Origin of the sequence: Chryseobacterium hagamense (genome assembly GCF_007991455.1) — a bacterium.
Taxonomy (GTDB): domain Bacteria; phylum Bacteroidota; class Bacteroidia; order Flavobacteriales; family Weeksellaceae; genus Chryseobacterium; species Chryseobacterium hagamense.
In genome coordinates this window covers 97,807-111,354 of sequence record NZ_BJYJ01000007.1, presented here as the reverse complement: position 1 = coordinate 111,354, position 13,548 = coordinate 97,807, and the positions used below count along the sequence as shown (strand labels likewise).

Below are 13,548 nucleotides of genomic sequence, written 5' to 3'. Positions count from 1 at the left end.
GAAGGAGCGATCCTGAACTTTAGTCTTTTTTTTATTCATCAACTCAATTTAACATTCTTACCTGTTTTGTCTCTAAACCATTATGACAGTTTGGGAATGGGAATGAATAAGTGCCAAAACAGCTGATTATAACCTGAATTCGACTCCATCTTATTTATATGTATTTGGTTATTAGGGTATAAATTAAAATTTAAGTTTCTGAATAAAGAATTAAACAAAATCTCTATCTGATAAAGTGACAAACTATTCATTTTATAATACCTTTATTGATCATATTGACACAAGAAGCTTCCTGCATCAGGCATCCTTCTTCCAGCCTTTTCATCCGAATTCTGTTTCGAGTTCACCTCAAGTATAAAATCATGAAAAAACTCAGTCTGATCCTATTATTTCTTGTTTCCATCCTCACTTACGGGCAGGAAACCGACAGCTTACGCATGACCGAATGCGGGAGGCAGCTGAAATCATTTTACCTCGGGATGGATATCCTGCACAAATGGCAGGCAGGCCAGCACATCAACTGGCAGACCGGTGAGCCGGATGATCCTGATGCGGTTTCCGGAATAAGAACCCATTGCAGTGCCTTTGTTGCTGCAGCCTGCGAACGCAAAGGAATTTATCTTTTAAGACCGCCCGAACATAAGCAGGAACTGCTTGCCAATGCACAGGTAAGATGGCTGAATTCCGGCCGCTCCAAAAATTCCGGATGGCATGCGCTGCCGGAGAATACGCTGTATGAAGCACAGAGAATGGCAGATGAGGGCTATCTGGTCATTGTATGTGCGCAAAATACCAATCCTCATAAGCCCGGACACATTGCTTTGGTCATGCCTGCGGACCTTTCTTTAGAACAGAACCGGCAATATGGTCCTCTGCTTATCCAGTCTTCTGCAAAAAATAGGGTGGATGCCTGGTTCCGCGATGCTTTCAGGCATTATATCGCAGACTGGAATGCTCCTGCTGATCATGTAATGTTTTTCTATAATGATCATCTGCCGTGCTCGTCAGATCGTAAATAACCGTCGGTAGAATGATTCAGTCTCTATGTATTATTTCATTAAAAAAAATAAACTGAATTTTCCATATTTATATGAGAACTGCAGTTCTGTATAAAAGAAATTATTGAAAATAAGATATTTATATTTGTAGAAAACAAAATTATTTTCTATCTTTGCAGTCTCTTTTGGCGCGAATAATTGTATACATATCTATAAAATATTGAATATCACCTCTTTCATGATTGTGAAGGGGATTTCCTGTTTATAGATACAGTGGCGGTTCTGCCTCAAAAGTAATAAAAATATTTTGCATTACGCTGTGAAAAGATATACCAGCGTTGCAGTTAGAAAAAAAGTAAGTACAGAGTTAGTAAATAGGAGGTTCTTTGTAAGCGCCAAAATACTTTTACCTTTTCATTTTAAACCTGTTACCTGTTCTTTTCTGATATTTTTTAATGAATCAAAATATTTTTTAACCTTTCTTAAAAGTTTTATGAGTAAAACAACACCTACAACAAGGGTAAACCAGAGAGTTAATTTCTCTTCAGCGAAAGGAAAAATCATCACACCTGACTTCCTGGATATCCAGATCGAGTCTTTTTCTGAGTTTTTCCAGCTTGATACCCTACCTGAAGACAGAAGAGATGAAGGTCTTTACAAGACTTTTCAGGAAAATTTCCCGATTACGGATTCCAGAAACCAATTTGTATTGGAATTCCTGGATTATCTGGTAGATTCTCCACGTTATTCAATCGATGAGTGTGTGGAAAGAGGGCTTACGTATTCCGTACCTCTTAAAGCAAGACTTAAATTGTATTGTACAGACCCTGAGCACGAGGATTTCCAGACCGTGGTTCAGGATGTATATTTAGGCCCGGTTCCTTATATGACGCCTAGCGGATCTTTCATCATCAACGGTGCTGAAAGGGTTATCGTTACGCAGTTGCACCGTTCACCCGGTGTATTCTTCGGACAGACTTACCACGCCAACGGAACCAAACTTTACTATTCAAGAATCATTCCTTTCAAAGGATCATGGATGGAATTTACAACCGATATCAACAGCGTCATGTACGCATATATCGACCGTAAGAAAAAATTACCGTTAACTACTTTATTAAGAGCGATCGGTTACGAATCCGATAAGGATATCCTGCAGATCTTCGACCTTGCTGAAGAAGTAAAAGTTTCTAAAGCGGCACTTAAAAAAGTAGAAGGAAGAACATTGGCTGCGAGAGTTCTGAACACCTGGTTCGAAGACTTCGTAGATGAAGATACAGGGGAAGTGGTTTCTATCGAAAGAAACGAGATCATCCTGGATAGAGAAACCATTCTTGAAAAAGAGCACCTGGATCTGATCCTTGATGCCGGTGTGAAATCGATCCTGATTCACAAAGAAAACAGCAATGAGTTCTCTATCATCCAGAATACATTACAGAAAGACCCTACCAACTCTGAAAAAGAAGCGGTGGAATATATCTACCGTCAGTTAAGAAACGCAGATCCGCCAGATGAGGAAACGGCAAGAGGGATCATTGAGAAATTATTCTTCTCCGAGCAGAGATACTCCTTGGGTGAAGTAGGACGTTACCGACTGAACAAAAAATTAAGTCTGAACATTCCTACAACAACTGAAGTTCTTACCAAAGAAGATATAATCGCGATTGTAAGACACCTGATTGAGCTGGTAAACTCAAAAACGGATGTTGATGATATCGACCACTTGTCCAACAGGAGAATCAAAACCGTTGGTGAGCAGTTGGCAGGACAGTTCGGCGTAGGTCTTTCAAGAATTGCAAGAACCATCAAAGAGAGAATGAACGTTAGAGATAACGAAATCTTCACTCCGCTTGATCTTGTGAACGCTAAGACGTTAACGTCGGTGATCAATTCCTTCTTCGGAACCAACCAGCTTTCCCAGTTCATGGACCAGACCAACCCATTATCGGAAATTACTCACAAGAGAAGATTATCCGCACTGGGGCCTGGAGGTTTATCAAGAGAAAGAGCAGGTTTCGAGGTTCGTGACGTTCACCATACCCACTACGGAAGAATCTGTCCGATTGAAACTCCGGAAGGACCAAACATCGGTCTGATCTCTTCATTAGGGATCTATGCTAAAATCAACAGGCTTGGATTCATCGAAACCCCATACAGAAAAGTAGAAGAAGGCAAGATTAATCTTAATGCCGATCCTATTTACCTGAATGCCGAAGACGAAGAAGACAAAGTAATTGCTCAGGCCAACGTGGAATTGAGCGATAACGGAGACTTCCTTACCGACAGGATTATTGCAAGACTGGATGGTGATTATCCGGTAGTTGAACCTTCCCAGGTTAACCTGATCGACGTGGCACCAAACCAGATTTCCGGTATTTCCGCTTCACTGATCCCATTCCTGGAGCATGATGATGCGAACCGTGCATTGATGGGATCCAACATGATGCGTCAGGCCGTTCCTTTGTTGAAGCCGCAGGCTCCGATTGTAGGTACAGGGCTTGAGCAGCAGGTAGCAAGAGATTCACGAATTTTGATCAATGCTGAAGGTACCGGTACGGTAGAGTATGTGGATGCCGACAGAATCGTTATTAAATACGAAAGAAGCGAAGACGAGGATCTGGTACAGTTCGAGTCCGCTACGAAAACATATAACCTGACTAAGTTCAGAAAAACCAACCAGAGTACCACCATTACCCTGAGACCGAACGTAAGAGTTGGGGATGTGGTAGAAAAAGGCCAGGTGCTTTGCGACGGGTATGCTACCGAAAAAGGAGAATTGGCTCTGGGTAGAAACCTTGTGGTTGCGTTCATGCCTTGGAAAGGATACAATTTCGAGGATGCGATCGTAATCAACGAAAAAGTAGTCCGTGAAGACTGGTTTACTTCCATCCACGTAGATGAATATTCTCTTGAGGTTCGTGATACCAAATTGGGTATGGAAGAACTTACGGCAGATATTCCAAACGTTTCCGAGGAAGCAACCAAAGATCTTGATGAAAACGGGATGATCAGAATCGGGGCTGAAGTGAAGCCTGGTGATATCATGATCGGTAAAATTACTCCAAAAGGGGAATCCGACCCGACTCCGGAAGAAAAACTTCTTAGAGCGATCTTCGGTGACAAAGCCGGTGACGTAAAAGATGCTTCATTGAAAGCCGACTCTTCGTTAAGAGGGGTGGTGATTAATAAGAAACTCTTCTCCAGAAACATTAAGGATAAAAAGAAAAGAACAGAAGAAAAACTTAAGCTTGAAGAAATTGAAAACACTTACAAAGCTAAGTTTGATGAGTTGAGAAACACGTTAATTGAAAAATTAAATACGCTGGTAAGCGGTAAAACTTCCCAGGGGGTGAAAAACGACCTGGATGAAGAAATTATCGGTAAAGGGGTGAAGTTTACTCACAAATTGCTTACTTCCGTTGAAGATTACGTAAACGTCAGCGGTTCAGACTGGACGGTTGATGCGGATAAAAACGAACTGATCAAACAGCTGATCCACAACTATAAGATTAAGTTCAATGATATCCAGGGGGTTAAAAACCGTGAGAAATTTGCTATTTCCATCGGGGATGAACTACCTGCAGGAATCATGAAGCTTGCTAAAGTTTACATCGCCAAGAAACGTAAACTGAACGTAGGGGATAAAATGGCAGGACGCCACGGTAACAAAGGGATCGTTTCGAGAATCGTTCGTGAAGAAGATATGCCGTTCCTTGAAGACGGGACACCGGTAGACATCGTATTGAACCCGCTTGGGGTACCTTCCCGTATGAACATCGGACAGATCTATGAAACCGTTCTCGGATGGGCAGGTCAGAAATTAGGATTGAAGTTTGCAACGCCGATCTTCGACGGAGCAAGCCTTGACCAGATTACGGAGTACACTGAGAAAGCAGGTCTTCCTAAATTCGGTCATACCTATCTGTATGACGGAGGTACCGGAGAAAGATTTTCTCAGGCAGCGACCGTAGGGGTAATCTACATGCTGAAACTGGGTCACATGGTTGATGACAAGATGCACGCCCGTTCCATCGGACCTTACTCATTGATTACGCAGCAGCCGTTAGGAGGTAAAGCGCAGTTCGGAGGCCAGAGATTCGGAGAGATGGAGGTTTGGGCTCTTGAAGCATTCGGAGCATCCAATATCCTGAGAGAAATCCTGACCGTGAAGTCGGATGACGTGATTGGTAGAGCAAAAACTTACGAAGCAATCGCAAAAGGTGAATCGATGCCTGAACCGGGTATTCCTGAATCATTCAATGTATTGCTTCACGAATTACAGGGTCTTGGATTAGACGTAAGACTAGAGGAATAATTTTAAATTTTAAATTATCAATGCCGGATGGAAACATCTGGAAATTAATCTAAAATCTAAAATCTAAAATTTAAAATCTAACAAATGTCAAATAAAAATAAATCAAGTAGATTTAATAAAATAACCATCGGTTTAGCTTCCCCCGAATCGATTCTTCAGGAATCGAGAGGAGAGGTGCTGAAGCCGGAAACCATTAACTACAGAACGCATAAGCCTGAAAGAGACGGTTTGTTCTGTGAAAAAATCTTCGGTCCTGTAAAAGATTACGAATGTGCTTGTGGTAAATACAAGAGAATTCGTTACAAAGGGATCGTTTGCGACCGTTGCGGGGTTGAGGTTACGGAGAAAAAAGTACGTAGAGAGAGAATCGGGCACATCAACCTGGTTGTTCCGATTGCTCACATCTGGTATTTCCGTTCTTTACCGAACAAGATCGGTTACCTTTTAGGAATTCCTTCCAAGAAATTGGATATGATCATCTACTACGAAAGATATGTAGTGATCCAACAGGGGATTGCCAAGAAATTGGACGGTTCCGACTTCGAAAACATGGAATTCCTGACGGAAGAAGAGTATCTGGATATCATGGAAACCCTTCCGATCGAGAACCAGTATCTTGATGATTCCGATCCGAACAAATTCATCGCCAAAATGGGTGCTGAAGCGGTTGAGGAATTGCTGAAAAGAATCGATCTTGATGCCTTGTCTTTCGACCTGAGACACAAAGCACACAACGAAGGTTCTAAACAAAGAAGAACGGAGGCTCTTAAGAGGCTGAACGTTGTAGAAGCATTGAGAGGTGCCAATACAAGAATGATCAATAAGCCAGAGTGGATGATCATGCGTGTGCTGCCTGTAATTCCGCCGGAATTGAGACCATTGGTTCCGTTGGATGGAGGACGTTTCGCAACTTCCGATTTAAATGACCTTTACCGAAGGGTGATTATCAGAAACAACCGTCTGAAGAGACTATTGGAGATCAAAGCTCCGGAAGTAATCCTTAGAAACGAAAAGCGTATGCTTCAGGAATCCGTAGATTCCCTGTTCGATAACACAAGGAAATCCTCTGCGGTAAAATCTGAATCCAACAGACCGTTGAAATCCCTTTCCGATTCATTGAAAGGTAAGCAGGGTCGTTTCCGTCAGAACCTATTGGGGAAAAGGGTAGATTACTCGGCACGTTCGGTAATTGTTGTAGGTCCTAACCTGCAGCTTCACGAATGCGGTATCCCTAAAGATATGGCAGCGGAACTTTACAAACCGTTCATCATCAGAAAACTGATTGAAAGAGGGATTGTAAAAACCGTAAAATCAGCTAAAAGAATCATCGACAGGAAAGAACCTGTAGTATACGATATCCTTGAAAACGTGATGAAAGGCCACCCGGTTCTTCTGAACAGGGCACCTACGCTTCACAGACTGGGGATCCAGGCCTTCCAGCCTAAAATGATCGAAGGGAAAGCCATCCAGCTTCACCCGTTGGTAACAACGGCCTTCAACGCGGATTTCGATGGTGACCAGATGGCGGTACACTTACCGTTAGGCCCTGAAGCGATCCTTGAAGCACAGTTACTGATGTTGGGTTCTCAGAACATCCTGAACCCGGCAAACGGTTCTCCGATTACCGTACCTTCTCAGGACATGGTTCTTGGTCTTTATTTCATGACCAAAGAATTAAGCTCTACGGACGATATGAAAGTGAAAGGTGAAGGTTTGGCATTCTACTCTCCGGAAGAAGCGGAAATCGCTTACGCAGAAGGAAGAGTATCTCTGAACGCTAAAGTACGATGCAGGCTTCCGGTAAAGGAAGACGGGCAGATCGTTACCAGACTGATCGAAACTTCCGTAGGTAGAATCCTGTTCAACCAGATTGTACCGAAGCAGGTAGGCTATATCAATGAACTTTTAACAAAGAAATCATTGAGAAACGTTATCGGTAAGATCCTTGCGGATACGGATTTCCCTACTACCGTGAAGTTCCTGGATGCCATGAAAGATTTGGGATACTCAAATGCATTTAAAGGAGGACTTTCGTTCTCATTAGGTGATATCGTGGTACCGGTTGAGAAAAAGCAGATGATCGCTACTTCTATCGAAACGGTAGACGAGATCAGAGCCAACTACAACATGGGTCTGATTACCGATACGGAAAGATATAACCAGGTAATTGACGTTTGGACCAATACCAACGCCGGATTAACGGAAATGATCATGAGCCGGATGAAGACCGACCAGGGCGGATTCAACTCGGTATACATGATGCTTGATTCCGGGGCGAGGGGTTCCAAGGAACAGATCCGTCAGTTATCCGGGATGAGAGGTTTGATGGCCAAGCCGCAGAAAGCCGGTTCTACCGGAGCGGAGATCATCGAAAACCCGATCCTTGCAAACTTTAAGGAAGGTCTTTCCATCCTGGAGTACTTCATCTCTACCCACGGTGCCCGTAAAGGTCTTGCGGATACCGCTCTTAAGACGGCCGATGCCGGTTACTTAACGAGAAGACTGGTAGACGTTGCACAGGACGTGATCGTTACCGAAGACGACTGTGGAACTTTAAGAGGTACCGAAGTTACTGCGCTTAAGAAAAATGACGAGATCGTTGAAAGAATCTCCGAAAGAATCTTGGGTAGGGTATCATTACATAATATTTATGATCCTGAAAGCGATGAATTAATCATCAATGCCGACGAAGTGATCAACGAAATATTTGCCAGAAGAATTGAAGAAGCCGGACTGGAGGCGGTTGAAGTACGTTCACCGTTAACCTGTGAGGCTAAAAAAGGAATCTGTGCAAAATGCTACGGTAGAAACCTGGCAACAGGTAAAACCATCCACATGGGTGAAGCAGTAGGGGTAATTGCAGCACAGTCCATCGGGGAACCGGGTACTCAGCTTACCCTGAGAACCTTCCACCAGGGGGGTACTGCAGGAAACGTTTCCGAAAATCCATCCATCGTGGCAAGAAGAGACGGTATCGTTGAAATGGACGAGATCAGAACCATTACTTCTGAAGATGAAAACGGTAACACGGCTGAAGTTGTGGTTTCCCGTTCTACGGAATTCAGGTTGGTAGCGGATAACGAATCCAGAACACCATTGATGGTGGCCAACGTACCTTATGGTTCCATACTGGCTGTGAAGCCGGGAGATAAAGTGAAGAAAGGCGATGTGATCTGTAAGTGGGATGCCTACAACGCGGTAATCATTGCTGAAACTGCCGGTAAGGTGGAGTACGAAGATATCATTCAGGGTATTTCATTCCAGCTGGAAATTGACGAAGCTACCGGTTTCGAAGAAAAAGTAATCTCCGAATCCAGAAATAAAAAAGCCGTACCTACCCTGAAGGTGGTAGATTCCAAGGGGGTTGAGCAGAAAGCATACAACCTACCGGTAGGAGCCCACTTAATGGTAAATGACGGTGAGAAGATCAAGGCCGGTAAAGTCTTAATCAAGATCCCGAGAAAATCTGCAAAAGCAGGGGATATCACCGGGGGTCTTCCGAGAGTTACCGAATTATTCGAAGCAAGAAACCCATCCAACCCGGCAGTGGTTACAGAAATCGACGGGGTAGTTTCTTACGGAAAAATCAAGAGAGGTAACCGTGAATTGATCGTTGAAGCAAAAACAGGCGAAAGAAAAATCTACCTGGTTAAATTATCCAACCAGATCCTGGTACAGGAAAATGACTTCGTAAGAGCAGGTTCACCGCTTTCCGACGGTTCCATTACTCCGGACGATATTTTAAGAATCAAAGGTCCAACCGCGGTTCAGGAATATCTGGTAAATGAAATTCAGGAAGTTTACCGTCTTCAGGGGGTAAAAATTGACGATAAGCACTTCGAAATCATCGTAAGACAGATGATGACCAAAGTATCGATCGTAGATGGTGGGGATACCCAGTTCCTTGAAGGAGCGCTTGAGCACAAATACGACTTCCTGGAAGAAAACAACAGGGTATTCGGGCTTAAAGTGGTAATGGATGCAGGAGATTCTAAAGTATTCCAGCCGGGTCAGATGATCACGGCAAGAGAACTGAGAGATGAAAACTCTAAGCTGAAACGTGAAGACCAGGCATTGGTTCAGGTAAGGGAAGCTTTACCGGCTACCGCAACTCCGGTATTGCAGGGTATTACCAGAGCGGCTCTTCAGACGAAATCTTTCATGTCGGCTGCATCGTTCCAGGAAACCACAAAAGTACTGAATGAAGCTGCAGTGGCAGGTAAGGTAGATGAGCTGAACGGTCTTAAAGAAAATGTAATTGTAGGACACCGAATTCCTGCAGGTACAGGTCTTAAAGAATATCAGAATGTGATCGTAGGTTCTAAAAAAGAATTCGAAGATCTTAACTAAAATTAATGATTCGGAAATTTGAGGTTTGGATTTATTTTTATATTTTCACAACCTCAAAATTTCGAATTAAAAAATATTTATAACAAATGGACAACAATCAAAATCCACAAGACGGAAACATCAACATCGAATTAAACGAAATGGTAGCAGCGGGTATCTATGCAAACTTAGCTTTGGTAAACCACTCTCCATCTGAATTCGTAGTAGATTTCATCCAGTTAATGCCAGGTGTACAACAGGCTAAAGTAAGATCAAGAGTAATTCTTGCTCCGCTTCATGCCAAGAGAGTACTTTCTGCTCTTCAGCAGAACATTGCTAACTACGAGCAGCAATTCGGAGAAATCAAAGAAGTTGAGCCTTTCGTATTAGGAGGAAACAACGTACAAGCTTAAGATTTTTCTTATATAAAAAAGATGCCCCGGTGAAAGCCGGGGCATTTTTGTTTCCTCATTTTCCCATTGCCGGATTTAAATAATTCATTGCTATTTATTGGAAATACTTAACAATTATTAAAATTTAATTTAGAATATTATAATTATCTCAAGACTTAGTATATTGCGGAAAATATTGAAAATGAAAGCACCTTTTATTTTTTGTGCGATGCTCTGTACTGCAGGAAGCTTCTATGCGCAGGAAAATCTACTTCATAAAAACCAGAAACATCTTCAGGAACTGTATGCAAAATACAGCAAAGACCTGAAGAAACAACATAAAGTCGCAAGGTCTGCTGGTATTCCGCCAAACCCTTATAACGAAGAAGATTACAAAAGAACCATGGATCCGGTAACCGGAGAAAACGGATTTTACAAGCTTGCCGCATTGAATCAGGAAATTGCCCAGGGAAGGTATGCTCCTACCAAACAAATGTCTTTCATTACCGGGAGCGGGTCTTCCACCGGAAAAATAGTAAACGAACCATGGATCGAAAGAGGTCCTTACAGCGTAGGGGGGAGAACGCGTGCCATTATGTATGATCCCAATGATCCTGCCGGTAAAAGAGTTTTTGCAGGAGGCGTTTCCGGAGGACTGTGGGTAAATCAGGATCCTTCCGTAAGCACCAACGAATGGACACCGCTGAGTACTTTCTGGGCGAATACTTCCGTTTCCTGTATCGCCTACGATCCCAATAATCCCCAAACCCTCTACGTGGGTACAGGTGAAGCCCCTACCGCCGACGCCATAGGCTCGGGCATCTGGAAATCGACCGACGGAGGGAATACCTGGACACAGATTTTTACCATTACGCCTACCTATTCCGGAAACGTAAGGAGCGGAAACTTTTATATTAACGACATTAAAGTGAGAAACAATGCCGGGGTTTCGGAAGTCTATGCAGGCGTAAGCGGCAACTATAACGACGGCGCATTCCAGGGGCTGGCCCAGGCAGGATTGTACAAATCCACCAACGGAGGAACAACCTTTACAAAAAATACCAGTTTATCGGCAATCAATACCAACACGGGTACGCCGAGCACAACGGGATATGCCATTCAGCAGATCGAAATCGGAGCAGATAATTCCGTATGGGTTTCTACCCGGTCTTCCAGATATTCCAACATCGATTCGGGAGGGCGGATTTTAAAATCTGCGGACGGAACGACTTTCAGCGAAGTCTATAACGTCGGCAATTCCGGAGCCCGGGTGAATTTTACGCTGTCGCGGACAGATGCCAATAAAGTATATGCCTTTATGCAGGGCGCCAACAGTACCTCCGAGCCGATCCGTATCGCCAGATCTACCGATGGCGGGACAACCTGGCAGGCTACCAGCGATGCTTCTCCGGTCATTACTCTGCCTACAGCTGCGGATACCAGTATTCCGGCCAACGACTTCACAAGAGGGCAGTCTTTTTATGATCTGATTATCGCCACCGATCCTTTAGATGACAATACGGTATATATCGGGGGAATCGATCTTTATAAATCTACGGACGGCTGTACCACCTGGAGCCAGATCTCAAAATGGTCGAACAACAACAGTATGGCCAATCTGCCGGTTTCCCAGGTCCATGCAGACCAGCATGAGATCGTTTTCAATCCGTTCAATAACTATGCGACCAATCAGATGATGTTCGGGAATGACGGCGGAATCTATTTTGCAGCAAATAAAAATACCATCGCAACAGCAGGTAGTTTTGCCTCCAGAAACACACGGTACAATGTTACGCAGTTTTATACGGCAATGCTGAATCCTGTTAAAACCCCGGCTAACGAAGAACTGTTGGCGGGCGCCCAGGATAACGGTTCGTGGTGGCTCTATGGAGTTCCGCAGTCCAATAATTTCCTGACCAGCCAGGCGGCTACGTCCGGAGACGGAATGTATACGGAATACGATGACCAGGACAATTACGAAATTGCCAGCTATGTATACAACAACCATTATCTGCTGACGACCGGTACCTATTATCTGATTTCAAGCGCCAACAGGAATGCTTACGGTCACTTTGTCAATGAAATCGCTTTAGACCGGATCAACAATGTATTTTATTCTTACCGTTCAGGACTTACCCTCTTCAGAACAGGCGGCCTGTCGGCGACTTCTACCACATTTACCAACGTTACCATGACGGTAGGAACCGCCCAGACCAACGAGCAGGTTTCCTGGATGAAGGTTTCTCCTTACACAACGGCTTCCACCACCTTATTTGTAGGAACCAATCTGGGTAGGATCTTTAAAGTTACGAATGCCAATACCACCTCTTATACCTCATCCGTACTTACCGCACCGGCCGCAGGAACAATTTCCGACATCGAATTCGGAGCCAGTGAAAATGAGATTATCGTCACTTTATCGAATTATAACCTGACCAGCGTATTCTATTCTACGGATGGCGGGGCAACGTGGCAGAACAAAGAAGGGAATCTTCCGGATATGCCGGTAAGAACCGTTCTGAGAAATCCTGATGATGCCAACGAAGTAATTCTGGGAACAGAAATGGGAGTATGGGGAACCACAAACTTCCTGGCCTCTTCTCCTACATGGGCTTCCATTACCGGGAATATCGGTAACGTAAGGGTCACCAATCTGGATTATCGTCCCTCAACCAGAACGGTTCTGGTATCCACCTACGGAAGAGGTGCCTGGACCACCCAGAATACAACCGTTACTCTGGCGACCGGCGAAGTGAAATCCAAAAAAGACGGAATCAGAATATATCCGAATCCATCGAAAGGAATCTCCCATCTGAGATTTGGAGCTGCTGAATACAGTTCCGTAGACATCAGTATTTTCGACGCATCGGGAAGATTGGTATATACGAAAAAGAACGTAAAATCCGACGAGGAATTCGGACAGCGTTTAACCCCCGGAAATTACGTCCTGAAAGCCGAAGCCAACGGAAAAACCGTGTACAGCGGAAACTACCTGGTATTGGGTAAAGTAAATGACGACGGAGACGACGACTAATGAATAACCCGTTATTTATCATCATATTCTGGATGCTGGCGTTTTCCTGTAAAGCGCCGGTTTCCTCTTTGGATCAGGGCAGGGTGGCTTTGGTTTCTGCAGAAAAATCGGAGTGGTCCGGTGGCCGGCCGGGTATTAGAGGAGCCGTCTACACGGTCTTTCTAAAACCGCAAGACCGCAGGGATCAGATGACCGTTACTTCTTTCAAGGCGGAAGGACATCCCATAAGCTTTATGCAGAGCCGTTCGGGAAATTCGGTTATGGTAAGAGGGAGTTTTCAGATAACCGATGAAACAAAAGGTCCTGACTATTCAGATTCCGGATCTTCTGTTGAAAAATCGGAGCCATCCGTTCACCGGGATCCGGAAGACAGCCAGATAGAATATACCGTAAAGGGTTCCGAAAAAATATACCAACTCAGAATTCCGGCGTTTATCCCGGCAGAACCTGAAGGGGAACTGATTCCCCGACGACAATAAT

General features: G+C 44.1%; 6 protein-coding genes. All 6 read left to right on the top strand.

Annotated features, from left to right (window positions below; genetic code table 11):
- The first annotated feature begins 362 nt into the window (after positions 1-362).
- The 6 genes from CHA01nite_RS09160 (at position 363) to CHA01nite_RS09135 (ending at position 13,547) form a co-directional block, all read left to right on the top strand.
- Entirely contained in the window at positions 363-1,019 is a 657-nt protein-coding gene (locus tag CHA01nite_RS09160) for a hypothetical protein (protein WP_146941012.1), read from the top strand.
- A gap of 472 nt (positions 1,020-1,491) precedes the next feature.
- Positions 1,492-5,313 (top strand): DNA-directed RNA polymerase subunit beta, encoded by a 3,822-nt coding sequence (gene rpoB / locus CHA01nite_RS09155; protein ID WP_146941011.1) that lies wholly within the window; start codon positions 1,492-1,494, stop codon positions 5,311-5,313.
- Positions 5,314-5,397: 84 nt separating this feature from the next.
- Positions 5,398-9,663, top strand: coding sequence for a DNA-directed RNA polymerase subunit beta' (gene rpoC, locus CHA01nite_RS09150; RefSeq protein WP_146941010.1), 4,266 nt, complete (start codon positions 5,398-5,400; stop codon positions 9,661-9,663).
- A gap of 86 nt (positions 9,664-9,749) precedes the next feature.
- Positions 9,750-10,055, top strand: a complete 306-nt coding sequence (locus CHA01nite_RS09145; protein WP_027375539.1) for a DUF3467 domain-containing protein — start codon at positions 9,750-9,752, stop codon at positions 10,053-10,055.
- Between the two features lie 181 nt (positions 10,056-10,236).
- A complete protein-coding gene (locus CHA01nite_RS09140; RefSeq protein WP_146941009.1) occupies positions 10,237-13,068 on the top strand; it encodes a T9SS type A sorting domain-containing protein in 2,832 nt (943 codons plus the stop codon).
- Positions 13,068-13,547: a hypothetical protein gene (locus CHA01nite_RS09135; protein WP_146941008.1), complete on the top strand. Its 480-nt coding sequence runs from the start codon at positions 13,068-13,070 to the stop codon at positions 13,545-13,547. Before CHA01nite_RS09140 ends, CHA01nite_RS09135 begins: the two co-directional genes overlap by 1 nt.
- Position 13,548: the final 1 nt, after the last annotated feature.